The sequence below is a fragment of the Chitinophaga sp. GbtcB8 genome (assembly GCF_019091455.1).
Taxonomy (GTDB): Bacteria; Bacteroidota; Bacteroidia; order Chitinophagales; family Chitinophagaceae; genus Chitinophaga.
The window spans coordinates 214,064-238,907 of the sequence record NZ_JAGXJN010000002.1 but is presented as its reverse complement, the minus strand read 5'-3'; the positions used below and the strand labels follow the sequence as shown (position 1 = coordinate 238,907).

Sequence of the window (24,844 nt, the reverse complement as noted above, 5' to 3'; positions counted from 1 at the left end):
GATATACCGGACCTGAGTGTGCTTCTAATATAACAGGTATTTCATTCATCCGCATAAAAAATTACGTAAACGTTCTCGACAGTAGCGGTTTTATAGAACACCATTGTAATTGAGCCGCCTGGAAGCTATTACCAATAGCGATGGCGAATTCACGTTCCCGGATATGAAACCCGGCAAATATTACCTGCAGGCCGTGCTGAACTGGAGCTCCGGTGCCTATTACGACCGGTACACTGGTTCCGGCTACAATAGCTATGGTGGCGGTACTGATTACTACCAGCGTGAGTATTATAAAAGTATGTAGAAGTGGAGAAGGATGGAGAGGTAGTGCATGTGAAGCTCAAATAGCAGTACACTTCTTTAGCGATAATAAGTAATGATCATACAATCATTACTTATTTTTTTGCTCATACAGCTTTGGCCCTTTAATACCTTTCTTTTCATACATTTCCTTATTCATCAGGAAATGGCTTTCACTCATCATGTTCAGATAGTTTTCCAACGGCTCCAGCCCTGCTGCTTTCCGCCTTTCGTTCACTGATGCCGGATCTTCCAGCGGTTTAGGAATAGCCTGGCAGCTATCTGTATTATAAGTGACCTGTGTACCGTACACCTGTTTACCACCGGTATTCAGCCGTACACGGTCTGTTAAGTAAGCCAGGTCTTTAGAGGATGCTTTTTTATCAGCCACCTGTTGCTCCATAGCCTTAATTACCTGTTGCTGAAATGCAGGCCATTTATCCAGGTGTTGTACCAATAACCAGAAATGATGCGCCCCTTCCTCCCCTACCATATCACTACCCGGATAACCATAACTATCCAGCATTTTTTCCAGCCTTTTATGATGGGAAGTAAATACACTGTCTTTAAAATGCTGCCACACCGGGGAATCAAAGGTTAGCCCTTTCGGCGGCAAGCCTGCTGCCTGCTGGTCAATAACCACCATTTTTGCCAGGGTATCTGCAAGGGCAGGATTGGTTTGCGCTATTGTAAGGCTATTTAATAATATGCAGCAGAAGAACAATGGGATTATTTTCATATGTAGCAGTGATGAAGTATAAATATAATCTTTTCCGGTTGCTGTTTACACCACTACCCTTCCCGGTTGTTCCACTCTTTCCGGCTCTCCGGCCGCCAGCCTTGCCTGCTGCGCTGCCAGCAGCTCATGCGGGTAACCTAAAGCAATTGCGCTTACTTCATCCAGCTGGTTGATCTGTTCAGCAGTAAGCTGTACATGTACTGCGCCCAGGTTATCTTCCAGCTGCGCTGCTGTGCGCGGGCCAATTACCGGGATAACTCCTTTAGCTGCGGCCCATGCAATAGCCACCTGCCCTGCATTAGCACCGGTTGCTGTTGCTATTTCAAACAGCTGATCAAGAATGGTATCATGCCGTACATCCGGTGTTTTACCGGTAAAGTGTGTAACACGGCCTGTTTCCCCCTTCCGGTACTTACCGGTAAGCACACCGCCGCCCAGCGGGGAGTAGCCTAAAACGCCCAGGCCAAAACCATGGGCCATGGGTAATAGCTCCCGTTCCGCGGCACGGCTAATAAGACTGTATTCCAGCTGTACGCAGGTAAGCGGTGCCCAGTTTCGTAGGTCAGCCAGCGTTGCTGCGGTAGCAATACGCCATGCAGGAAAGTTGGAAAAGCCTCCATAAATGATCTTGCCGGCACGGGTCAGGTCTTCAAAGCCACGCATGATCTCTTCCGCAGGCGTAATATTATCTGCAGCATGCGCCAGGTAAAGGTCTATACGGTCTGTACGCAGGCGTTTGAGGCTTCCTTCCACGGCCTGTACCATAGCTTTGCGACTGTTGCCCAGCATGGCTATGGTGGAGGAACGGGAATGGGCAAACGTATATTTGGTAACCAGCACCAGCTCATTACGCCGGCCGGTTATATATTCACCAATCAGCTGCTCTGACCCGCCGCCCTGGTACTGGTCGGATGTGTCTATGAGATTCCCGCCAGCCATTAAGTAAGTGTCCAGCATCTCACGCACGGTAGCCGGTTCCGCGCCATATCCCGCGCTGTTGCCGAACATAGCGCCGCCAAGGGCTATGCCGCTCACTCTTAATCCTGTTCCTCTTCCGAATAATCTATATCGCATCGTTTATTTTTTATACAAAATTCTGCCTGGAAACCCTGGTAAACAAGTACGGATAAATGATTCAATAGCCATAAATTTATTCCCATGGCCGGCGTGGCGGATATGTTATCTTTGGTACATGTATAAAAGAAAAAATCCCATAAAGCTGGATTGCAGTGTGTACCTGGCCCGGGAGGTGCTGTACGGCAAATGGAAAGTGGGGCTTATTCATTACATAGGTCAGGGTATTAAACGGCCGGGCGCATTACAGCGCAGATTACCGGGCTCTAACCGGAAAGTACTGGCGGTGCAGCTGAATGAGCTGTTTGCAGCGGGCCTTATTTCCCGGAAAGTTTATTCAGAGCTGCCGCCCAAAGTTGAATATACTTTAACCGAATTTGGAGCAACCCTGCTGCCGGTTATAAAAGTAATGGGCGAATGGGGAGACCGCTACCGGGAGCGGCTGCAAGAGGTATTAGCGGAGAAATAAAATAAGCAGTTTGTTAATGGGGGCTTAGCGTGTAAAAAAACATTCCTGTGAATATCTTCCCTTTCGATTTGATAATCATTGATTTATAAATATCATGTCCATATCCGGATTGTTAAGCGCCTTGCTTAGCTAATATTTTTAGCATATTATTGCTAAAAATATTGGTGAAACATGATGACGATAGGAAAAGCGGCAGCGGATCACTCTACTCCACACATTCATACGATCAATAAATAAGATCTTCCGCCATGTCCGCCACTAAAAAAGAGATCATTAGTCAATTGCAAAAAGAGCTGTTGCTTTTGCAGGGGTTTAAACCAACACTAAATGCAGCTGTTCACGCAGGCCTTGAGCCCGTGGAGGCGGCATTTCCCAACGCGGTTTTTCCTACAGGTGCCGTTCATGAATTTTTAAGCGAGGCTGCAGAACAGGCAGCAGCTACAGGCGGATTTATTGCCGGACTCTTAGCGCCCCTGATGCAGCAGGGCCGTGTTTGTATATGGATCAGTGCTGCACGCACCCTTTTTCCGCCTGCATTGGCAGCATTTGGCGTAACACCTGATCAGATCATTTTTGTAGATCTGCAACGCGAACGGGATGTGTTATGGGCCATGGAAGAAGCGTTGAAATGTGAAGGGCTGGCAGCTGTGGTTGGCGAAATGAGGGACATTAGCTTCACCGCATCCAGGCGGCTGCAGCTGGCGGTAGAACAAAGCAGGGTAACCGGTTTTATACTACGCCACCAGCCACGCGATCTGAATGCAAATGCCTGTGTGGCCCGGTGGAGGGTTACGCCGCTGCACAGCGAACCCGGTGACAATATGCCCGGCATTGGTTTTCCCCGCTGGCGTATAACACTTTTAAAAGTGCGCAACGGTAAACCCGGTGAATGGCCGCTGGAATGGGCACAGGGCCGGTTTAACGTGATCACTGAAAATATTGCATTACAACCGCCCGCGGATGTACGAAAAATAGGATAATATGCCCAAACGTTTTGTAGCCATATGGTTCCGTCATTTAATAACAGACTGGCTGATCATCCGCAAGCCTGAATTGCTGCATCAGCCTTTTATACTGGCGGCGCCTGATCACGGGCGCATGATGATAACAGCAGCCAGCGCTGCTGCGCAGGCACAGGGCATTTTTGTTGGAATGGTGCTGGCAGATGCCAGGGCCATTGTTCCTGCGCTACAGGTATTTAACGACAAACCCGGTTTAGCGGAGCAATTATTGAAAGCGCTTTGCAAATGGTGTATACGTTATACCCCTGTTGCCGCTACAGACCTGCCCGATGGTTTGATACTGGATGCCAGCGGCTGCGCGCACTTGTGGGGAGGAGAACAACCTTACCTACAGGAGATCATTACCCGCTTAAAAGCTTTTGGTTATCATGTACGTGTAGCCATTGCAGATACCATTGGTACTGCATGGGCCGTAGCGCGGTATGGAAGGGTTACCTGCATCATTAAAAGCGGAGAACAGGCCACTGCCCTGCTACCCTTACCCCCCGCTGCCTTGCGCCTGGAACCTGACCTGCTGGAACGTTTACAAAAGCTGGGCCTGTACCAGGTCTGCAGTTTTATAAATATGCCGCGTTCCGCGCTGCGCAGGCGTTTTGGCCAGGCGCTGCTTGGCCGTATGGATCAGGCCCTGGGCCGGGAAGAGGAAGTTATTGATCCGCTGTTACCCATTCCTCCCTACCAGGAACGGCTGCCCTGCCTGGAACCTATACTAACGGCAACGGGTATTGAAATTGCACTGCAACGATTGCTGGAAACACTTTGCAGCCGCCTGCAGCAAAAAGGCAAGGGACTGCGTACCGCCGTTCTTAAAGCATACCGGGTGGATGGTAAGATAGAACAGGTGGAAATTGGCACTAACCGCGCATCACACAATACCCGTCATCTTTTCAAACTATTTGAAAATAAGATACCTACTATTGAACCGGCCTTAGGCATAGAGCTTTTTATACTGGAAGCGCCCCATGTGGAAGACGTTTCTCCCCAGCAGGAAACATTGTGGACCGGCGGTTGCGGCCTGGAAAGCATTACGCTGGCGCAGCTGACAGACCGGCTGGCCGGTAAAACAGGCGCGCATTCCATTCGCCGTTATTTGCCGGTACAGCATTACTGGCCGGAGCGCTCTATTACCCCCACCGCTTCTATGCTGGAAAAACCAGCTACACCCTGGCGCACGGACCATCCCCGCCCCATGCAGCTGTTACGGGAACCAGAGCCGGTAGAGGTTAGCGCCCCCATACCTGACTATCCGCCTATGTTGTTTACTTACAAAGGCAAGCTGCACTACATAAAAAAGGCAGACGGTCCTGAACGTATTGAACGCGAATGGTGGCTGGAGGAAGGGCCGCACCGGGATTATTATGCTGTGGAAGACCAGGACGGCCGCCGTTACTGGCTTTTCAGGTCGGGGCATTATGATGTGAATAAACCGCATTGCTGGTACATCCATGGCTTTTTTGCGTAAGAAAATGAAATGATGTATGTACACTGAATTACAGGTCACCACCAATTTTAGTTTCCTGCGGGGCGCCTCTCATCCCGAAGAGCTGGTAGAACAGGCGTTTGCCTATGGTTATAAAAAGATCGCCATTACAGACCGTAACACACTTGCGGGTATTGTACGCGCGCATGTAGCTGCTCAGGGAAAGGATATACAGCTCATCCCTGCCTGCCGTCTTGACCTGGTGGATGGCCCCAGCCTGCTGGCTTATCCTACCAATAAAGAAGCCTATAGCCGGCTTTCTGCTTTGTTAACGGAAGGTAACCTGAGAACGGAGAAAGGCAAATGCGAGCTGTTTAAAACCGATGTATATAAACATGCCAAAGGCATAAAGTTCATTGTTATACCACCTGATTCATTAACCGCAAATTTCAGCTTTGAACCAGCCTTCCGGCAGGCACTGAATGCATACCGGGAAGCGTTTGGCGATGAGCTGTACCTGGCCGCATCCCGCTCCTACCAGGGCGATGATACCAAAAAACTGTACCGGCTTTCAGAACTCTCCGGACAATTACAAATACCACTGGTAGCCACCAACGATGTGCATTACCATCAAACTGCGCGCCGCCAGCTGCAGGATGTGCTAACCTGCATCCGTGAAAAATGTACTATTCATAACGCCGGCTTCCGGCTGCATCCCAATGCAGAACGGTACCTGAAACCCATTGATGAAATGCAGCGGCTGTTCCGGCAATACCCCGATGCCATCCACCGCACGCAGGAAATTGCAGCCGCCTGCCAGTTCTCACTGGATATGCTGCAATATGTATACCCGGAAGAGCTGACCAGCAATGGCCGCACCCCGCAGCAGGAACTTACTGTTCTTGCCTGGGAGGGCGCCCGGCAGCGGTTTGGCGGCAACATCCCGGAAAAGGTAAGCAAGGCCATTGATTATGAGCTTACGTTCATTGAGGGGAAAAATTATGCTCCCTACTTTTTAACCGTGTATGATATTGTACGTTACGCAAGGGAACAGGATATTTTATGCCAGGGACGCGGGTCGGCCGCCAATTCCACTGTTTGTTACTGCCTGGGCATTACTTCTGTTGACCCCTCAAAGTTTGATCTGCTGTTTGAGCGTTTTATTTCATCTGCACGTAATGAGCCGCCTGATATTGATGTGGAGTTTGAGCATGAGCGACGGGAGGAAGTGATGCAATACATTTACAAAAAGTATGGCCGCGACCGGGCAGCCATTGTAGCAACGGTAACACAGCAACGGCAAAAAGGCGCTATCCGCGATGTAGGAAAAGCAATGGGGTTATCTGTAGATACCATCAACCGGCTTTCAAGCTCCATCTGGGATTTTACGGAGGGATGGTTTGAGGAGCATCGCCTTACAGAACAGGGATTGAATGCCAATGATCCGATGCTGCGGAAAGTGTTACAGCTTACCGGACAGCTCATGGGTTTTCCACGGCAGCTGGGCCAGCATACCGGGGGGTTTGTAATTACGCAGGATAAACTTTCTGATCTGTGCCCTATATTAAATGCGCGTATGGAAGACCGTACCTGTATTGAATGGAATAAGGACGACATTGATGCCCTGGGCTTTCTGAAGATAGATGTATTGGCACTGGGTATGCTCACCTGCATCCGTAAAGGTTTTGATCTGTTGAAGGAGCATTACGGGAAGCCCTATACGCTGGCTACTATTCCCCAGGATGATCCTGCCGTTTATGAAATGATCTGCCGTGCAGATACCATTGGCGTTTTCCAGATAGAGAGCCGTGCGCAGCAAGCCATGTTACCCCGGCTGAGGCCTGACTGCTTTTATGACCTGGTAATAGAAGTAGCCATTGTGCGGCCAGGGCCTATCCAGGGCGATATGGTGCATCCTTACTTACGCCGGCGTAACGGTTTAGAACCTGTTGAATATCCTTCTGAAGCATTAAAAAATATCCTTCAACGCACCTTAGGCGTGCCCCTGTTCCAGGAACAAGCCATGCAAATTGCTATTGATGCCGCAGGTTTTACACCCGCTGAAGCAGATGAGCTTCGCCGCAGCATGGCCACTTTTAAGCTGCCTGGCATGGTGAGCAAGTTCAGGGAAAAGCTGGTTAGCGGCATGGTTAAAAACAAGTATACCGAAGAATTTGCCCATCGCATTTTCAAACAGCTGGAAGGGTTTGGCAGTTATGGATTTCCTGAAAGCCATGCTGTAAGTTTTGCCCTGCTGGTATATGTATCTTCCTGGATCAAATGTTTTTATCCGGATGTTTTTGCCTGCGCCTTGCTCAACAGCATGCCCATGGGGTTTTATCAGCCGGCCCAGATCGTGATCGATGCAAAGAACCACGGCGTGGAGGTGCGGCCGGTAGATGTGAACCATTCCATGTGGGATAATACGATCGAAAAAAGGTCAGATCCGCCCCATGCGCTCCGCCTGGGCTTTCGCCAGGTAAAAGGGATGCGGGAGGATGATGTGCAGGCACTTATTGCGGGGCGCACTACTCACTATACTACTATTCCTGCATTACGTGATGCCGGTGTGCAGCAATCTACCCTGGAAAAACTGGCAGATGCAGATGCCTTCAGATCATTGGGCCTTGACCGGCGCCGGGCCTTATGGGAAGTAACAGCCCTGCACGACCGGCCTATTGCGCTGTTTGCCGGCACACCGTCAGAAAGCGCTGCTGAAACGCAGATCACGTTGCCGGAGATGTCTGCATCTGAACATGTAATACAGGATTATGCGGCTATGTCATTATCGTTAAAAGCACATCCCGTAAGTTTTGTACGGGAAAAGCTGCAGCAGCTGCATATTGTGACGGCACAGGCACTGAACACCCTTACTGATGGTATGCCGGTAAAAGTAGCCGGCCTTGTGCTGGTGCGGCAAAGACCCGGTACTGCCAGCGGTATTTGTTTTATTACCATTGAGGATGAAACGGGGTGCGCTAACCTGGTAGTGTTTCAAAAGCTGTTTGATAAGTACCGAAAAGAGATCCTGCAATCCCGCCTTTTGATGGTGGAAGGTACCTTGCAGCGTGAGGGAGAGGTGATCCACGTGATCGTAAAACATTGTTATAACTTAACGGAGCTGCTGCGGGAGCTAAGCAGCGCATTGCCGGAAGAACCGCCGGGCCATGCGGATGAACGGAGGCCGTTTCCCGCTTCAGCGGAGCAGAACAAGGTGGATGGAGCAAAGGTTTTTTATGGAGGCAGGAATTTTAAGTAGTAAACTTTTTTTCCACACCTCTTGTTTCAAATAAAAATATAACTATTTTTGCACCCTCTTTATAACAAAAAGAGCTGATTCCGTAGCTCAGTTGGTAGAGCAATACACTTTTAATGTATGGGTCCTGGGTTCGAGTCCCAGCGGGATCACAGAAGGCATTCTAAAGAATGCCTTTTTTCGTTTATACATGCCGCTGTAGCGGTTTTGCGAAAAATTGTATTTCAAAGAAAGTCTATCAGTAGCTATCGATTCGGTTACCTATCCGGTTACCTTGCAAAATCTGCAATTTTAGGTAACCGAATGATGGATGGCAGTTTGAAAAAATTTGGACCAACTCAAAAGTATTTCAAAGTATTTCATTCTTAACCATCTTAAAAACGATAGCTATGAGTAAGCAGGACCTTTCTATTCTATTCTGGATAAAAAGAAGTATAGCCCGGAAAGCCAAAGATGGCAAAGCCCCTATTTCCGCTCGTGTTACAATTGACGGCCTGCGTACGGAAATTTCATTAAGCCGGAAGATTCTACCCGAAGAATGGGATGAGGAAAATAAGATTGTGATCAGTACCACCCCAGAGGCAAAAATCAGGGGATGTTACTGCCGCCAGACCTCAATGATCTGACAAAACACTGCGCTGAGAGCATATTGCGTAAATGCCGCGTATATTTGTTGTATTGATGCAAATCGGTAGTTGGAGGTTTCGTAAGTACAAGAGTTGTGCCGCATACATACAAATCCCTCTTCAAGACATTTATTTATGATGTCAAATTAGATGTAGCAAATGAAGCGACTTTATTATTTAGATAATCTTATGATATTCTTATCTGTTCTGGTTGTACTCCATCATGTTAGTATTGGTTATGGGTCACTGGGCGGCTGGTGCTATGTTACATCTGAAAAACTAACTGGCACAATTCGAATTTTCCTTTCGGCCTTAACTGGACTTGAGGCATCATTTTCTATGAGCCTATTCTTTTTCATTTCCGCTTTTTTAACAATTCCTTCATTAGAGAAAAAAGGGGTATCCAAATTTATAAAAGTAAGATTAATTCGCCTAGTGGTACCGTTGTTATTTGTAATGATTATTCTTGCCCCAAGTATTTTATATTATATTGAAATCCATAATAGGACAACTCAATTGTCATGGTTTAGTTATGTATTACAACAAAACGCTAAACCGTATACTTCTCATGCGTGGTTTATTTTGGTGTTGATATCTTTTGAGTTAGTATATATTTGCTATTGGAAATTTATAAAACCTCATTTTTCTATTTCAAAATGTCTATCAAATAATATCCCTACACATGTAAATATATTGATGATTATTCTTCTATGCAGTGGTCTTACAATCATAGTGCGACAATTTTTTCCACTTGGACAGAATTTTATTGGCATAGAGTTTTCCAATATCACTCCTTACATTTTCATGTATGCAATCGGATTATTAGTATACAGAAAGCATTGGCTTGATGATCTTTCCAGAAAAGTGGCAATAACATGGTTTCCCATCTCACTTATTGCAGCCACTTACTTTTGCGTTATTATTTATCTTCTTTCAAAGTATCCGCCTATAGTTAATAAATTTGTTTCGGGCATTACCTGGGAATCAGTTTCTCTTTCATTTGCCCAAACCTTTTTGTGTATTGGTTTCTCTGGTTTTTTCCTTCATCTATTTAAGAAAAAACTCAACTTTACAAATTTTATATTATCAATACTAAGAGAAAATAGATACGGGGTTTATATTTTCCATTCCGCTGTTGTAGTTGGTGTTACTATTATGCTGGTATCTTTAACGCTTAAGCCAACTATTAAATATATTATTGCCTGCATTTTAAGTATTGTATTTTCCTACATGCTTGTTGCGCTAATTCGTAAAATTCCTTTAGTAAAGCGAGTTATTTGACTGAATGAAGCAAGGTACGACGGTTTGGCAATAGTGGGGCAGACAGTTGAAAATTCAACATTAGTAATTCTATTTGGCTTTTTTGCAACGGTTGGACTGACTCCCGATAGCTATCGGGATCAAATGCCACACCATCGCCGTAAACTGTAAGCAAGTGGTTTAGAATACCAGAGAGGAGATTAACTGTAATTAAGGAAAAAGCAAACAGTCGCCAATAAACTCTGATATAATTTAACTATCCTTAGACAAGAGCAAGGATGTCAGTTCCTGGCATATTGCTTCGTGTTAGCATTGAGCTGGGAGAGCGCTTGAAGCGCAGATGGTACACTGAATTAGTTAATATTATAAGCTAAATTTCACCCTTAATATGAACAATCACCCCACTATAGATCAAACATTTGCCCATTTAAACCTTTTAAAGGAAGTGACAAACACTAGGGAATGAGAAACGTAATATTAAACAACGGCATAGAAATACCCATTTTAGGTTTGGGAGTTTATCAAATTCCAGACCATGAGGAATGTAAAAAAACGGTATTAGATGTTATTGAAGCTGGCTGCTATATTTTTTTCCGGCGAAGAACCAACCCGCTAAGTATTATGCCAGCTAAACTTAACATTATAGCCAAAATTGCGCCGGCTTTCCCACTTCCAGACCCGAATACAGCGCCTGCTGTTGTGACGAAATGCACTATACTAAAAACAATTGCAAGCAAGCCCAGTATCAAGGCGGTTTTTGTTCCTGCTATTGAAGAACGTCTTTTAGCACGGATGGCAAAGACTATGCTCAATATACCCAAAAGCAATTCTGCCAACCCGATAGCCCGTGCAGGAGTGATGCCTCTTACATAACCACCTTCGTTAAAAAGGGCAGACTTTTTTGTTTCAGTAGTTGATACTTTATTTGCAGATTCATCTGTTTGCGAAAATGTTTTTACGGTTGCAAATAAACAACAGGATATGATTAAACTTACAGATAAAACAAATGAGATGATTTTTCCCATATCAAAAAGGATTTATACAAAATTATTCTTCCTGCCCAAGATAAAATTGTAAAAAAACGACATGATGTTATCGGAACTCCACCGTACCCCTACCCGCCGCTGCAAGCATCTCCTTCTTAAAGTATTCTTTTGGACTAATACCTGAAAATTTTTGAAAATCGTGAATGAAGTGCGATTGGTCATAATAGCCACACTCTATACCTATTTCAGTTAAAGATTGATGTTGAAAATCTTTGTTGAGAACAGAATTAAACCTCGTAATCCGCAAAAATGATTTCGGGCTGAAGCCCGACAATTCTTTGAACCGCCGTTCAAATTGTCGTAGTGATAGGAAATTGGTATCGGCTAAAGCCTGTACTGAACTCATATGATAAGAGTCTACAACCGATGCGATAGCGGAAGAAATAGCGGTGTGTTCGGTTTTCACATTTTTCAGTCGTTTTTTCAGAAAGTCAGACACAAGTTTCGCTCTCTGAGGATTATTTGAGGCCAACATCATTTTATCTTCAAGCATCTCCCCATCTTTTCCCAATACTGAGCTCATGGTTGCATAATGATTGGAAAGTTCGTTTGCCGGCAAGTGAAATAATTGAAGGAATGCGTGAGGGTATAAGTAAACACCAAATATCCCAAAGTACTCATTATTCAAGGTCACCCGGCTAAAGGTTTTTGTCTGTCCGAAGATGCCGGAAGTAAGTATAGTTTCTTTCCTATGCTCAATGCCATACTTGAAATGTCCTTTGTAACAAAAGATAAATTCGGGACAAGGATAGGCAAAAGCATGATGAACGTATGGCAGATTGCCCTCTACAAACCAGTAGAACCGGACATATCCGGTAAGATGTGGAGGCGGTTGTATGATACCATAGTTCATTTGTATATTTTAGTCAACGTATCATAAAATTACGTAAATAATAAATGAATGTTCCGGGTTTTATACCATAGGGTTCACAGAAGCTGCTTTATACTACTTTTTTTTGCATTGAATGTAACGATCGAATAATTGAAAAATAAAACTGTTTATGGATAGCATAAAAATATGCCTGCCCGTTATGAAGGGAGTATCACAATTTTCCTTATTTTTCGCGTGGAATTTCACTTTTCTTCAATTTCAGCGTATGATGGATATTGTATTACAGTAATTACCCAGGTAATTACATCTTCAGCTGATAATTCTATTCATGTCTTCTGCGCCTTCGGCAGCGGGAGTATCTTTTATTTTTTTTAATTCTATCAGTAATGCACAAATACAAATATAGTATCTGGAGGGAGGAGCCTTCTGATATCGGGGCTATTGATCAGGTAACGAAGGCTGCATTTGCCTCAGCAGCATATAGCAGTGGAACAGAATCATTCATCATAAAAGCCCTGCGCGCAAATGGTCAGCTGACCGTTTCTCTGGTGGCAGAGGAGGAAGGAGTATTGATAGGACATATTGCTATATCGCCTGTAACCATTTCTTCAGGAAGTGAAGGCTGGTTTGGACTGGGGCCTGTATCGGTGATGCCTTCCAAACAGGGATCTGGCGTGGGTTCCGGCCTGACCAGGGCCGCCATTGATGCATTGCGGAAGCTGCATGCAGCCGGATGTGTGGTGCTGGGCGAACCTTCTTATTATGGCCGGTTCGGATTCAGGAGTGATGCCCGTTTGCAGTACCTGCATGCTCCTGCTGAGTATTTCCAGGTACAGTCATTTACAGGAGAGATACCAGAGGGGACTGTGGAATACCATAATAGCTTCAACGTCACCAGTTGAAATTAATCAGTGGTAACCAGAAGAGGCTGTCTCACAATATGAAGTGAGCAGCCTCTTTTTCTTTGTGGTCGAAAAAGGTTCGGGTTTCGTTCGATAGCTCCTCAGGATTTTCTTTAAGTACGTAAGCCACGGCGGCTGTTGTCCATAAGTGCTGCCTTCCGCGAACCGGACACCGGTTGCATTAACTGGACCCCTAAGTATTTTGAAATTGGCCTACCAAACCAGCCAGGATAAGCTCTAATTTTACACCAGGTTAATAAGATTAGTTGAAAACAATATTGTACTGCAACAACACTTCCTCAAGTGGGTGTTTGCGGATGACCAAAAAAAGAGGTATAATATGAAAGCAATAGTAGTAACAGACCAGGCTGCAGGAAAGGCTGGAATGCAGCTTGTGGAACGGCCCGAGCCGCAAGCAGCGATAAATGACGTTATCGTTGAGGTTCATGCATCGGCAATAACAGGAGATGAGCTGTCGTGGCCCGCGACCTGGACAGATCGCGCCGGCAGGGACAGGACGCCATCGATTCCTGGTCATGAGCTGGCGGGCATTGTCACCGCCATTGGCTATGGAACGACGGGCCTATCCATAGGACAGCGCGTGTTCGGCCTCACAGACTGGTACCGCGATGGCGCGCTGGCGGAGTAAGTAGCCGTTGAGGCACGCAACCTTGCGCCACTGCCGGCCGATGTTAGCTTCATGGATGGCGCAGCCCTCGTGATGTCTGGTCTGACTGCATGGCAAGGGCTGTTTGAGCATGGCCGCCTCCGCGCGGGGCAGACAGTTCTCGTACACGGCGCCGCCGGCATTGTGGGTTCAATGGCAACCCAGCTTGCACGTGCTGCCGGTGCTTATGTCATCGGTACAGGCCGCGCAGACGGCCGCAAGACGGCGCTCGATTTCGGTGCACACGAGTACATTGATCTTGAAAACGAAAAGTTGCAAGACGCCGCCGGTGTCGATTTGGTGTTCGATATCTTCGGTGGGGATATTACCAACCAATCCGCAGGACTGATCAGGTCTGGAGGAATGCTGGTGACCATCGCAGGTCCGACTGAAGCACGACCTGTCAACGGATCAACAATCGACTTTGTTGTCGTTGCAGATCCAAACCAGTTGAATGAGATTGTGCAGCGGCTGCGCGAGGGACGTCTGCGGACCTACATCGGCAAAACATCTTCGCTCAACGACGCCGTTGCTACCTTCAATTCGGCCGACCGGGTCCGCGGAAAAACGATCATCCGCGTTCGCCCTTAAAAGTCAAAACGCCGAAGGGGTACGCCACGCGCCGATTATCGTTATCATTTCCTTTGAACGAGTTAAGAAACGATGGAGTATGTACACTCAGTTTGGGTTAATCATACTCCATTTTTCCTTATTGGTTGTGCAAATGGCGTCTTCTCCCACCGTCCATTCGCTGCCGTGATGCTGTACTGATGGTACTTTTCTTTCAGAGAACGGCGGATGAGTTCATTAAAATTATTTTCACTCACTACTTTCAGTTTAGTGTATCAGATCTGCTTTTACAAAGAATATTTTCCCGTTATTGAATGTAAAATCAAACGCCCCTCCTATCTTTCCCTCCGGAAATTCTCCTGTAAATACAACCTCCAGACGGGCATGCGGATCATCCTGAATGATTAACCAATTCAGTTTGCGTTTTATATCCTATGAAGTAGCTATCAAAATAATCCTTAATGCCTTCGTGTCCTGTAAATTTTCTTCCAACAGAAGGATCATCCAATATCGCCTCAGGCCACTACTCCCCCTTTTTCAATCGTCGTCATTCGTATGATGGCAAACCACTTCTCTGACAACTGTCATTCCGTTTATTGACAGCCATCATTCCATAAGCCGTCAACCATTTGTTCTTTTACATACACTTTAAAGCAAAGAAACATCACCATTATTCACTTATTAATACATGATCCATGTTGCCTAAAACAATGAAAGCCGCAGTTATTCATGCCTTTGGTGCACCGTTACAAATAGAGCAGGTACCGGTAAAAGAACCCGGCGAAAACGAGATCCTGGTACGTGTTGTAACCTGCGGCGTTTGCCATACAGACCTGCATGCCTGTCAGGGCGACTGGCCGGTAAAGCCCAAGCTCCCCCTGATACCGGGTCATGAAGCTATTGGATATGTGGAAGCACTGGGCCGTAGTGTTAAGAATGTAAAAGAGGGTGACATTGTGGGCGTGCCCTGGTTATATAGCGCCTGCGGATGCTGTGATTACTGCATTACCGGCTGGGAGACACTTTGTGAAGGTCAGCAGAACGGTGGATATAGCGTGGACGGCGGTTATGCAGAATACGTGGTAGCTGATGCACGTTATGTAGCACACTTTCCTGCCGGCATTAACTTCCTGGAGATAGCGCCGATTGTTTGCGCCGGCGTAACCGTATATAAAGGATTGAAAGAAACAGATACCAAACCAGGAGAATGGGTGGCAATATCCGGCATTGGCGGGCTTGGGCACCTCGCGGTGCAATATGCCAAAGCAATGGGGCTTCATGTAGCCGCAATAGACATATCGGACGACAAGCTTGCCTTGGCTAAAAAACTGGGCGCCGATATCACCGTTAATGCAAGAGAGGGAGAACCCGGCATTAAGCTGAAGAAAGAAACCGGCGGAATGCATGGCGTGCTGGTTACAGCCGTATCGCCGATTGCTTTTAAACAGGGCATTTCCGCGCTGCGCAGAAAAGGTACTATTTCCCTGAACGGCCTGCCACCGGGCAGCTTTGACCTTCCCATTTTTGAAACTGTATTAAACCGCTATACCGTAAGGGGTTCTATTGTTGGCACCCGTAAAGATATGCAGGAAGCCATTTCCTTTGCCGTAGAAGGCAAAGTAAAAGCAACTGTACACGCCGCAAAGCTGGAAGACATTAATACCATTTTTGATGAAATGAAAAAGGGTGAGATTGAAGGCCGCACGGTGCTTCAGATCTCAAACCCGTAAAAAATTGTGGAGATCGCATATAATCCACAATAATAGTTCCTAAATGTAATCTGACACAGCTGCCGCTTTTCAGCGGCGGCTTTTTTATGCTCAAAAGCAAACTATAACGTTTACGAATATATGATATTATTAATGGATTGATCATGTTATCAGCATCTTGAAAGAAATACCAATATTAGCTGGTTTTGCGGCAGTCTATACAGGCGTTCCAAAATCGGTTCTAAGAAAGGATTGCTTTGATCTGTGTTTTTTACATTATTTTCCCTGTAAATACCTCCCCATGCGCCTGTTCCTCCTTTTGTTGTTTGTTCATGGTCCTTTATCTGCAGCGGTGTTACATACGGGTTATGGGCAGCGTTACGCGGATATTGCGGCGGCGGCAACCGAGGCACGCCCCGGGGATACAATCCTGCTCTACAACGGCTCCTACTCCGGAAATCAAGATCTGCAGCACCTGAAAGGCAGTCCCGGTAAATGGATCTACATCATTGCAAAAAAGCGCAGTGCAGTGGTGTATGAAGGCGGAAACTTTGCATGGCATGGCAGCGATGTTGCTTACCTTCATATTGAAGGGATTGTGTTTACAAAGCAAACAGGCAATGGCCTCAATTTCGATGATGGCAGCTCCTACTCCACTCCTGCGCACCATATTGTACTGCAGCATTGCACCTTCCGCGATATGGCGGCCAACGGCAACAATGACCTGTTGAAACTGTCCGGTGTGGATGATCTCATCGTTCAGCAATGTACCTTTCTGAATGGCGCTGCAGGCGGCAGTGGTATCGATATGGTGGGTTGCCACAGAAGTATTATCCGGCAATGCCATTTTGAGAACATGGGTGCAAATGCCATACAAATGAAAGGCGGCAGCAGCGATATTCTTATTGAAGCATGCAGGTTTCAAAATGCCGGCGGCAGGGCTATTAATCTTGGTGGCAGCACGGGCACAGCGTTCTTCAGGCCTGCTGATGCAAATTACGAAGCAACAGATCTAAAAGTGCAAAGTTGTGTGTTCACAGGATCCGGAGTGCCGGTGGCATTTGCAGGCTGCACACGATCCTCCGTGGTAAATAACACCATCTGCAAACCCGCACGCTGGGTCATTCGCATATTGCAGGAAAATAAAGACACGATACGTTTTGTAAAATGCAGTGATAATATTTTTCGTAATAACCTCATTTATGTTGATGATCAGCTGCGGCTTGCATGCAGCACCGGCCCGGGCACTGTACCTGAAAGCTTTATATTTTCCAACAACCTGTGGTTCCAGACCGGGAATCCTGCGTGGAAGCCGCAGCTGCCTGTGGCGGAGCATCATAGTATAACAGGTAAAGATCCGTTGTTGCGGGGGGATTATTCTATCCCGGATGATAGTCCTGCGGCAGGTGCAGGTGCCCGCTTAACGCACCCCGAAAGGGATTATAATGGAAACAGGTTTCTCTCACAGAGAGCCATTGGGGCTTTTGAAGTGATGCATTAACGATACAAAATAAAGAAGACTATTATTATCACTCCGCAATGATAACTTTCACGCCATGTTCCTTCAGTATTTTCACGGTGTCTGCAGCTACGAGGTTATCTGTAATAATATAGTCCACCTGTTCCAGGCTGCAGATACGGCCTATACCGCGACGGTTGAATTTGGAACTGTCAGCCATGATCACCACGGTTTGTGCGAGGTTGATCATTTTCATATTAAGGCTCGCCTCTGCGAGGTTGGTAATAGAAAGCCCGAATTCCATATCGATGCCATCTACCCCTATGAATAACACCCCGCAGGAAATATCGTCCAGCAGGCGTTCTGCGAAGGAACCGGCGGCGGAAGAAGATGTCTGGTGAATGAGGCCACCGATCTGCAATACATCTACAAACGGACGGTTACAAAGTTCCAGCGCCACTTTCAGGGCTGGTGTGATCACGGTCAGGTGTTTGGACGGATGCAGGTAGCGGGTCAGCTCAAAAGCGGTGGTGCCCGAACCAATTATAATAGAATCATTCATACCAATCAGCGTTTCCGCTGCTTTGGCAATCTTTTTCTTCTCTTCGGTTTTAATAAATTCTTTTTCGTTGATCGGCCGCTCTACCGTGTAAGGGTTTTGTGTGGACCCGCCACCTTTGGTCCGGTACAGCAACTTTTTCTCTTCCAGCAGCTTAAGGTCTTTCCGGATAGTAACTCCGGACACCTGCAGGGCATCACTCAGTTCCTGGATATCCACTTTCCCATTCTCCTGTAATTTCTGCAAAATGAGCTGATGTCGGTCTGTAATATTCATGAAAGGTTGAATTTCTTCTTTATGTTTAAATTTCTTTCATCAAATATAAAATTATTAGTCAAGACCCCATCGTTTCCCATAAAACAGCCACTATAAGTAGCTATAATCTGTAATAGTATCAAAAGAGCCCAATTTCATAAAGTTAAAAAATATTTAAAAATATTAAATTGTTTACTTACATTTACTTTAATTTAATTTAATTTTGTTTAATTTTACTGTAACAACGATGCGCACCCGTATGTTCCAACATTAATTGAATTCCACAGATCCGGAAAACATCAGAAGAATAAAAGGTCAACGGATAACAACAAACAATTTCATGTTATAGAAAAAAGGGTCAACCAAAACAAAACAATCCAGTTATGAATCACTTAAGCTGCACTGTTGTGTACAAACTGTACATACTTTGTTTCCTGCTGCTTGCATGGCCGTCTGCATCATCCGGCCAAACAATCCGGAATGTACGGGGCCTGGTTACCAATGATAAAGGAGAAATACTCATTGGCGTGAATGTAAGGGTTAAAGGCAGCAACACCGGCGTTACCACCAACACAGAAGGCCGCTACCAATTAGCGGTACCCGGTAATGAATCCATCCTCGTTTTTTCCTTTGTGGGCTACACACCGCAGGAACTCCCTGTTGGCAACCGCAATACCATCGATCTTCAGCTCATTCCTTCCGCTAAACAATTGCAGGACCTGGTAGTAGTAGGTTATGGTACACAAAAGAAAGTAAACCTCACCGGCGCAGTTGACCAGGTAGGCAGCGAGGTATTTCAAAACAGGCCGCTCACCAGCGTCACCCGCGGTTTGCAGGGTGTTATTCCTAACCTCAACATCCGCATGACGGATGGTAAACCTACCCGCAGCGCTACCTATAATGTACGCGGCACCACCTCTATCGGCGCAGGCGGCAGCGCCCTGGTCCTCATTGATGGCGTACCGGGTGAACCATCCCTGCTCAATCCCAACGACATAGAAAGCGTAACGGTGCTGAAAGATGCCGCCGCTGCTGCTATCTACGGTTCCAGGGGAACGTTCGGGGTTATCCTGATCACCACCAAAAGTCCGGCTAAAGACAAAACCACGCTCAACTACTCTGCCAGCTATTCAATCAACAAACACACCATCAGACCAAAAATGGTGACGAACGGTTACGAATGGGCCAAAAACTTCGATGACGCATTCACTTCCTGGAACGACTATGCCTCCCATCCGCAAAAAGCAAACTCCGTATTCCCGTTCTCGTTAGACTACCTCGATGAGCTGAAACGCAGGAACGATGATCCTTCCCTGCCCAAAACAGACATCAATCCCACTACCGGTGAATATGTTTACTACGGCAACACCGACTGGCTGAAAGAGCTGTATGCAGATAACACTCCATCTATGGAACACAATCTCAGTCTTTCCGGCAGCAGCAAAAATGTAAGTTACTACCTCTCCGGCCGCTATATGTCGCAGGATGGCATTTTCCGTTATAATCCAGACGACTTTAAAACCTATAACCTGCGGGCACGCGGCTCCGTACAGGCGTTATCGTGGCTGAAGGTGGAAAATGACCTGAGCTTTACACAAACAAATTATTTTTACCCGATACTAAACCATCCCAGCAATACGCCTGTATGGAGAAGGATCTCCGATGAAGCCTTTCCTATTGCCATGCTCCGCAACCCGGATGGCACCCTTACCGAAAATGCTTCTATTGTATTCGGCAGCTTTATTTCGGGCAATAACCAATCAGAATTAACCCGCACGCAGATCCGCAACACGTCCCGCTTTACCGCCACCTTCTTTAAAAACAAAGTGCATGTAAACGGTGACCTGACCTTCTGGCGGCTCAACGATGTGGAAACACGTATATACACACCCGTTCCCTACAGCAAAAAACCTGATGTAAGGCTGGAACGCGGTGAAAGTAAGCTGAACGAAGATGATGATAAAACCAATTATCTCGCGGCCAACTTTTACGCCGACTACGAACATACTTACCGCAAACATTACTTCAAGGTAATGGCCGGTTACAACTACGAAAATTCCCTGCTGAAAAGCAGGTACATCCAGCGGGATGGTATCATCAACAACGAGCTGCCCGATTTTTCGCTTACCAACGGACTTAATTTCACGATGAGAGGCGGCGGTAACGAATGGCGTACCCTGGGCGGTTTCTTCCGTGTAAACTACAACTTTGATGAACGCTACCTGCTGGAAGTGAACGGCCCGTAGGACGGTACTTCCAAATTCCCGCAAACGCAACAATGGGGTTTCTTCCCTTCTGCTTCTGCCGGATGGAGGATATCAAAAGAAAAGTTCTGGACCATTCCTTACAAAGCGGTATCCGATATGAAGCTGAGAGCTTCTTACGGCACGCTGGGAAATGGTAACATCTCCCCTTACCAGTTCCTGGAAACCATGAGCGTAACACAAATGGGCCGTATCCTGAACGGTATCCGGCCAGACTATACCCAGCAACCCAACGTAATTCCGAATGGCCTTACCTGGGAAAAAGCCACTACGCTGAATATCGGGACCGATCTTGCTTTACTGAACAACCGGCTCACCCTCACCGCCGACTGGTACACGCGTAAAACAAAAAATATGTTTACCGATGGATTGCCGCTTCCCGGCGTATTCGGCGCTACCGAACCCAAAGGCAACTACGCCGACCTGGAAACAAAAGGATGGGAAGTTTCTATCGGGTGGAGGAATAAAACCAATGGCAGCAAGCCTTTTAGCTACGACGTCCGTTTAGTGCTGTCAGATAATAAAAGTGTGATCACCCGTTTCAATAATCCGCTTGGGCTCATCAACACCTACTATGAAGGCATGCAGATCGGCGATATCTGGGGATTTGTGAACGACGGATATTTCAAAGACCAGCACGAAATAGATACCCGCGGCATCGACCAGAGTTTTATCCGCGTATCAGCCGCTAACAAAATACTCCCGGGCGATATCAAGTTCAAAGATCTCAACAACGACAAAAAGATCAATGAAGGCGCCGGATCACTCTCCGATCCGGGTGATAAAACCGTGATCGGCAACAGCTCTCCGCGGTATATGTATGGCTTTAACGGCAACATGGACTGGAATAATATTTTCGTTTCCTTTTTCTTCCAGGGCATTGGTAAAAGGGACTTCTGGCCAGGGGCCGACAACTCGCTGTTCTGGGGCGCCTACAACCGGCCCTATAGCTGGCAGCCGGTTGATGTGATGAACAATATATGGTCTGAAGAAAACCCCGACGCATACTTCCCGCGTATGCGCGGTTATACTGCCCTTAACTCCCGCGCTGAGCTGCAGGTAACACAATCTAAATATTTGCAGAACGCGGCTTACCTGCGTCTCAAAAACATTACCCTGGGTTACAACCTGCCGGCATCGCTGGTGAACAAAGCAGGCATGGCTAATGCACGCATTTATGTAACCGGGCAAAACCTATGGACCTGGAGCCCGATGTATAAATATGTGAAAACGATGGACCCGGAAGTAATTGAAGGCTCAGATCCTGAGCTCAATGACGGCGCCGGGAACGGGATGAGTTATCCCATGCTGAAAACCTACACCATAGGGATCAATGTAACATTCAAATAAAATGATCATGAAATATACTCTCTTCCTGGTTGCCGGAATGTTGATCATGAGTGCATGTAACCGTGATCTGGACCTGAAACCCTTTGATAAGCTATCGCCTGAAAATGCCTTTAATACAGAAAAGGACCTGCAGCTGTACGCCAATTCCCTTTACCTGGATCTGCCCGACGGCAGCGACATTGTACGCGGTGATGCCCTGAGTGATTACCTCGTGGGCAGAACCCTCTCCAACTATATTTATGGCACCTTTGGCCCTACAGAGGCCACTGGCTGGAGCTGGAGCGCATTACGCAAGATCAACTACTTCCTGGAACATGCCGGCAACGCAAAGATTACGGACGAGGCGAAGGAACACTACACGGGTCTTGCCCGTTTTTTCCGCGCCTGGTTTTACTTCAATAAGGTAAAGCAGTTCGGGGATGTGCCCTGGTACGATAAAAGCCTGGCAGCAGATGATCCCGATCTTTATAAAGGCCGCGATCCCCGCACGCTGGTAATGGACAATGTGCTTGCCGACCTCGATTATGCGTGCAGCCATATCCGTAATACAAAGGATAATGGAGCTTCACAGATCACCCGGTGGGTAGCCCTGGCATTTAAATCAAGGGTTTGCCTCTTTGAAGGCACTATCCGTAAATACCATCCCAAGCTGAATCTTACCGGCACCTCCAACGACTGGCTCGATAAAGCCGCTGATGCCGCCAACCAGGTGATCGAAGGAAAACAGTATAAGCTCCTTACTGCCGGCGCCACCGATCAGAACTACCGCAACCTTTTCATCAATGAAACACCCAATAGCACGGAAGTGCTGCTGGCGGCTGTAAATAACAAAAGCCTGCGCGTATTCAATGATGCCAACTGGTATTGGACAAGCGCCACTTACGGCGGCCGTTACAGCTTCATCAAAACTTTCATTAACACCTACCTGAACACCGATGGTACTCCCTTTACCGCGCAGGCGGGTTTTGATAACATCCCGTTTGCACAGGAAGTGAAGAACCGGGATCTGCGCCTGAAACAGAGTATCCGCATGGGTAACTACACCCGCGATGGCGCCATGGCGCCGCCCGACTTTACGTATACCTATACGGGTTATATGCCCATCAAACTGGCGGTAGACGCGAAAGCCACCGATGGCGTAGCCGAAAACTTCAACTCCCTCCCGCTGATAAGATATGCCGAAGTATTGCTCAATTACGCAGAGGCCAAAGCGGAGCGTGGCAACTTTACGGCGGAAGACTGGAATCTCACCATTGCAGCGCTGCGGCAGCGTGCAGGCATTACCGGCACCAGCTTACCGGTAACCGCAGACCCCTATCTTCAGCAAAATTACTTCCCCGGCATAAATGATCCTGTGCTGCTGGAAATACGCAGGGAAAGAGGTATTGAGCTGGCATTGGAAGGCTTCCGGTATGACGATCTGAAACGCTGGCACCTCGGTAACCTGCTCACCATGCCCTATGATGGCATGTACGTACCTGCGCTGAATACACTGATGGACCTGAATGAAGATGGTAAAATGGACGTGTGTTTTGTAGAAAAGATCCCGGCAACAAAAGTACCCGGTGTATATTATTTCCTGATAGACAATACACAGTTCAAGCTGAGCAACGGCGCAAGCGGTAAGTTGCAGCTGTTCGGCAATCTGCCGCGTAAATACGAAGACTATAAATACTTTTATCCTATTCCATATAACGAGATCATCTTAAATGGAAATTTAGTGCAGAACCCGGGATGGACAAATTAACAAAACTGAAAAACCTTAAATAAGCAACCGTATGTCCGGTAACAATTCCACAGTAAACGAAACATTCTTTAAAAAAGCAGGACTGCCCCCGCAGCTGCTTTTCGGCTACATCGGCATTATGATCTTCATGATGGGTGATGGCATTGAACAGGGCTGGCTGAGTCCATACCTGGTGTCACATGGAATGAGTGTACAACAGTCGGCCTCCCTGTTTACCGTCTATGGCATCACCATTGCCATATCCGCCTGGTTTTCCGGCGTACTCGCGGAAGGTTATGGGGTAAAACGCACCATGTTCACGGGCCTGGTCCTCTATATTCTCGGCACTATCGGGTTTGTAGGATACGGTATGCCGGACCTGAACTATCCGCTGATGTTGCTTTTTTATGCATTGCGTGGATTTGGTTATCCGTTATTTGCCTACTCGTTCCTTGTATGGATTGCTTACAGTAGCCCGCAGCAGCAGCTGGGGCGTGCAGTGGGCTGGTTCTGGTTTGTATTTACCGGCGGACTGAATGTACTTGGCGCCTATTATTCAAGCTGGGCCATTGTTCGTTTCGGTCATCTCAATACTTTGTGGACCTCTGTTTTCTGGGCGCTGCTGGGCGCATTGTTTGCGCTGGTATTAAATAAGGGAAGCATTAAGAAAGAAACCACAGACGCCTCGCAGGTCAAAGAGCTGATCAAGGGGCTCACCATTGTGAAAGAAGAGCCCAAAGTATTATTGGGCGGCATTGTGCGGATCATTAATACAACAGCGCAATTTGCGTCCCCGGTGTTCCTGCCCATGTACATGGCGGAACATGGGTATGAAACCACACAGTGGCTGCAGATCTGGGGTACCATCTTTACCGCCAACATCATCTTCAACCTCATCTTTGGCTTTGTGGGCGACCGCATGGGATGGCGTAATACCATTATGTGGTTTGGCGGCGTAGGATGTGCGGCTACCACCCTGCTGTTCTATTATGCCCCGCAGATCTGGGAAGGCAGCTTCTGGATGGTGATGGCAGCCGGCATATTGTGGGGCGCCTGCCTGGCTGGTTACGTACCCCTGTCGGCGTTAGTGCCTTCCCTCGTGAAAAAAGACAAGGGTGCAGCCATGGCTATTCTGAACCTGGGCGCCGGGTTACCCGTTTTTGTAGGTCCTGCTATTGTAGGATTATTTATAGGCAGCATGGGCAATGCCGGTGTTATCTGGATCCTGGCGGCACTGTATCTTATCAGTGCGGTGATCACCCGCTTTATCACATTGCCGGACAATGCAAAAACCGTCCATCATTACAACAATAAAACGGAAACCATACAATTATAATAC

General features: G+C 47.0%; 19 protein-coding genes, 1 tRNA gene and 1 pseudogene. 16 read left to right on the top strand and 5 right to left on the bottom strand.

Annotation, left to right across the window (positions count from 1 at the left end; all coding sequences use genetic code 11):
• The first annotated feature begins 109 nt into the window (after window positions 1–109).
• Window positions 110–304 carry a carboxypeptidase-like regulatory domain-containing protein gene (locus tag KVT36_RS04025; RefSeq protein WP_217602216.1) on the top strand — a complete coding sequence of 65 codons (195 nt, stop codon included), beginning with the start codon at window positions 110–112 and terminating at the stop codon, window positions 302–304.
• 87 nt (window positions 305–391) lie between these two features.
• Here the strand turns inward: KVT36_RS04025 and KVT36_RS04020 are convergent, their stop codons facing one another.
• A complete protein-coding gene (locus KVT36_RS04020; RefSeq protein ID WP_217602215.1) occupies window positions 392–1,039 on the bottom strand; it encodes a DUF6624 domain-containing protein in 648 nt (215 codons plus the stop codon).
• A 45-nt stretch (window positions 1,040–1,084) separates the two neighbouring features.
• Window positions 1,085–2,113, bottom strand: a complete 1,029-nt coding sequence (locus KVT36_RS04015; protein WP_217602214.1) for an aldo/keto reductase — start codon at window positions 2,111–2,113, stop codon at window positions 1,085–1,087.
• Between the two features lie 118 nt (window positions 2,114–2,231).
• On the opposite strand from KVT36_RS04015, the gene KVT36_RS04010 reads away from it, so the two are divergent.
• The 7 genes from KVT36_RS04010 (at window position 2,232) to KVT36_RS03980 (ending at window position 10,187) form a co-directional block, all read left to right on the top strand.
• On the top strand, window positions 2,232–2,582 hold the full coding sequence (locus tag KVT36_RS04010; protein ID WP_217602213.1) for a helix-turn-helix domain-containing protein: 351 nt from the start codon (window positions 2,232–2,234) through the stop codon (window positions 2,580–2,582).
• A 248-nt stretch (window positions 2,583–2,830) separates the two neighbouring features.
• Window positions 2,831–3,562: an ImuA family protein gene (locus KVT36_RS04005; protein ID WP_217602212.1), complete on the top strand. Its 732-nt coding sequence runs from the start codon at window positions 2,831–2,833 to the stop codon at window positions 3,560–3,562.
• Window position 3,563: 1 nt separating this feature from the next.
• Window positions 3,564–5,066, top strand: coding sequence for a DNA polymerase Y family protein (locus KVT36_RS04000; protein WP_217602211.1), 1,503 nt, complete (start codon window positions 3,564–3,566; stop codon window positions 5,064–5,066).
• 16 nt (window positions 5,067–5,082) lie between these two features.
• A complete protein-coding gene (locus KVT36_RS03995) occupies window positions 5,083–8,283 on the top strand; it encodes an error-prone DNA polymerase (protein WP_217602210.1) in 3,201 nt (1,066 codons plus the stop codon).
• Between the two features lie 76 nt (window positions 8,284–8,359).
• A tRNA-Lys gene (locus tag KVT36_RS03990) sits at window positions 8,360–8,432 on the top strand.
• A gap of 237 nt (window positions 8,433–8,669) precedes the next feature.
• The gene (locus KVT36_RS03985) at window positions 8,670–8,906 is read left to right on the top strand and encodes an Arm DNA-binding domain-containing protein (RefSeq protein ID WP_217602209.1); all 237 of its coding nucleotides are present in this window, start codon (window positions 8,670–8,672) and stop codon (window positions 8,904–8,906) included.
• A 159-nt stretch (window positions 8,907–9,065) separates the two neighbouring features.
• Window positions 9,066–10,187 carry an acyltransferase family protein gene (locus tag KVT36_RS03980; RefSeq protein WP_217602208.1) on the top strand — a complete coding sequence of 374 codons (1,122 nt, stop codon included), beginning with the start codon at window positions 9,066–9,068 and terminating at the stop codon, window positions 10,185–10,187.
• 560 nt (window positions 10,188–10,747) lie between these two features.
• Here KVT36_RS03980 and KVT36_RS03975 read toward each other — a convergent pair.
• Window positions 10,748–11,191, bottom strand: a complete 444-nt coding sequence (locus tag KVT36_RS03975; protein WP_217602207.1) for a DUF6223 family protein — start codon at window positions 11,189–11,191, stop codon at window positions 10,748–10,750.
• A gap of 67 nt (window positions 11,192–11,258) precedes the next feature.
• Window positions 11,259–12,065: a helix-turn-helix domain-containing protein gene (locus KVT36_RS03970; RefSeq protein WP_217602206.1), complete on the bottom strand. Its 807-nt coding sequence runs from the start codon at window positions 12,063–12,065 to the stop codon at window positions 11,259–11,261.
• Between the two features lie 365 nt (window positions 12,066–12,430).
• Between KVT36_RS03970 and KVT36_RS03965 the strand changes: the two genes are divergently transcribed.
• The 5 genes from KVT36_RS03965 to KVT36_RS03945 all read left to right on the top strand — a co-directional run bounded on the left by KVT36_RS03965 (window position 12,431) and on the right by KVT36_RS03945 (window position 17,393).
• The gene (locus KVT36_RS03965; RefSeq protein ID WP_217602205.1) at window positions 12,431–12,946 is read left to right on the top strand and encodes a GNAT family N-acetyltransferase; all 516 of its coding nucleotides are present in this window, start codon (window positions 12,431–12,433) and stop codon (window positions 12,944–12,946) included.
• 340 nt (window positions 12,947–13,286) lie between these two features.
• Window positions 13,287–13,595, top strand: a complete 309-nt coding sequence (locus KVT36_RS03960; RefSeq protein WP_217602204.1) for an alcohol dehydrogenase catalytic domain-containing protein — start codon at window positions 13,287–13,289, stop codon at window positions 13,593–13,595.
• A gap of 51 nt (window positions 13,596–13,646) precedes the next feature.
• Window positions 13,647–14,204 (top strand): zinc-binding dehydrogenase, encoded by a 558-nt coding sequence (locus KVT36_RS03955; protein WP_217602203.1) that lies wholly within the window; start codon window positions 13,647–13,649, stop codon window positions 14,202–14,204.
• Window positions 14,205–14,878: 674 nt separating this feature from the next.
• Window positions 14,879–15,913 (top strand): alcohol dehydrogenase AdhP, encoded by a 1,035-nt coding sequence (adhP, locus tag KVT36_RS03950; protein ID WP_217602202.1) that lies wholly within the window; start codon window positions 14,879–14,881, stop codon window positions 15,911–15,913.
• A gap of 280 nt (window positions 15,914–16,193) precedes the next feature.
• Window positions 16,194–17,393: a right-handed parallel beta-helix repeat-containing protein gene (locus KVT36_RS03945; RefSeq protein WP_217602201.1), complete on the top strand. Its 1,200-nt coding sequence runs from the start codon at window positions 16,194–16,196 to the stop codon at window positions 17,391–17,393.
• Between the two features lie 28 nt (window positions 17,394–17,421).
• On the opposite strand, the gene KVT36_RS03940 is transcribed toward KVT36_RS03945, so the two are convergent.
• Window positions 17,422–18,186, bottom strand: a complete 765-nt coding sequence (locus tag KVT36_RS03940; RefSeq protein WP_217602200.1) for a DeoR/GlpR family DNA-binding transcription regulator — start codon at window positions 18,184–18,186, stop codon at window positions 17,422–17,424.
• Window positions 18,187–18,548: 362 nt separating this feature from the next.
• Here KVT36_RS03940 and KVT36_RS32620 point away from each other — a divergent pair.
• The 3 genes and pseudogenes from KVT36_RS32620 to KVT36_RS03920 all read left to right on the top strand — a co-directional run bounded on the left by KVT36_RS32620 (window position 18,549) and on the right by KVT36_RS03920 (window position 24,841).
• A pseudogene (locus tag KVT36_RS32620) lies at window positions 18,549–21,779 on the top strand (SusC/RagA family TonB-linked outer membrane protein).
• A gap of 7 nt (window positions 21,780–21,786) precedes the next feature.
• A complete protein-coding gene (locus tag KVT36_RS03925; RefSeq protein ID WP_254639829.1) occupies window positions 21,787–23,526 on the top strand; it encodes a RagB/SusD family nutrient uptake outer membrane protein in 1,740 nt (579 codons plus the stop codon).
• 31 nt (window positions 23,527–23,557) lie between these two features.
• Window positions 23,558–24,841, top strand: a complete 1,284-nt coding sequence (locus KVT36_RS03920) for an MFS transporter (RefSeq protein WP_217602197.1) — start codon at window positions 23,558–23,560, stop codon at window positions 24,839–24,841.
• Window positions 24,842–24,844 lie beyond the last annotated feature (3 nt).

Excerpts from the sequence above, each read along its gene's own strand:
- KVT36_RS03920 (WP_217602197.1), top strand. The coding sequence starts at position 23,558 with ATGTCCGGTAACAATTCCACAGTAAACGAAACATTCTTTAAAAAAGCA.
- KVT36_RS03975 (WP_217602207.1), bottom strand. The coding sequence starts at position 11,191 with ATGGGAAAAATCATCTCATTTGTTTTATCTGTAAGTTTAATCATATCC.
- KVT36_RS03925 (WP_254639829.1), top strand. The coding sequence starts at position 21,787 with ATGAAATATACTCTCTTCCTGGTTGCCGGAATGTTGATCATGAGTGCA.
- KVT36_RS03960 (WP_217602204.1), top strand. The coding sequence starts at position 13,287 with ATGAAAGCAATAGTAGTAACAGACCAGGCTGCAGGAAAGGCTGGAATG.
- KVT36_RS03970 (WP_217602206.1), bottom strand. The coding sequence starts at position 12,065 with ATGAACTATGGTATCATACAACCGCCTCCACATCTTACCGGATATGTC.
- KVT36_RS04010 (WP_217602213.1), top strand. The coding sequence starts at position 2,232 with ATGTATAAAAGAAAAAATCCCATAAAGCTGGATTGCAGTGTGTACCTG.
- KVT36_RS03980 (WP_217602208.1), top strand. The coding sequence starts at position 9,066 with ATGAAGCGACTTTATTATTTAGATAATCTTATGATATTCTTATCTGTT.
- KVT36_RS04000 (WP_217602211.1), top strand. The coding sequence starts at position 3,564 with ATGCCCAAACGTTTTGTAGCCATATGGTTCCGTCATTTAATAACAGAC.
- KVT36_RS03955 (WP_217602203.1), top strand. The coding sequence starts at position 13,647 with ATGGATGGCGCAGCCCTCGTGATGTCTGGTCTGACTGCATGGCAAGGG.
- KVT36_RS04015 (WP_217602214.1), bottom strand. The coding sequence starts at position 2,113 with ATGCGATATAGATTATTCGGAAGAGGAACAGGATTAAGAGTGAGCGGC.
- KVT36_RS04005 (WP_217602212.1), top strand. The coding sequence starts at position 2,831 with ATGTCCGCCACTAAAAAAGAGATCATTAGTCAATTGCAAAAAGAGCTG.
- KVT36_RS03985 (WP_217602209.1), top strand. The coding sequence starts at position 8,670 with ATGAGTAAGCAGGACCTTTCTATTCTATTCTGGATAAAAAGAAGTATA.
- KVT36_RS03965 (WP_217602205.1), top strand. The coding sequence starts at position 12,431 with ATGCACAAATACAAATATAGTATCTGGAGGGAGGAGCCTTCTGATATC.
- KVT36_RS03995 (WP_217602210.1), top strand. The coding sequence starts at position 5,083 with ATGTACACTGAATTACAGGTCACCACCAATTTTAGTTTCCTGCGGGGC.
- KVT36_RS03945 (WP_217602201.1), top strand. The coding sequence starts at position 16,194 with ATGCGCCTGTTCCTCCTTTTGTTGTTTGTTCATGGTCCTTTATCTGCA.
- KVT36_RS04020 (WP_217602215.1), bottom strand. The coding sequence starts at position 1,039 with ATGAAAATAATCCCATTGTTCTTCTGCTGCATATTATTAAATAGCCTT.
- KVT36_RS03940 (WP_217602200.1), bottom strand. The coding sequence starts at position 18,186 with ATGAATATTACAGACCGACATCAGCTCATTTTGCAGAAATTACAGGAG.
- adhP (WP_217602202.1), top strand. The coding sequence starts at position 14,879 with ATGTTGCCTAAAACAATGAAAGCCGCAGTTATTCATGCCTTTGGTGCA.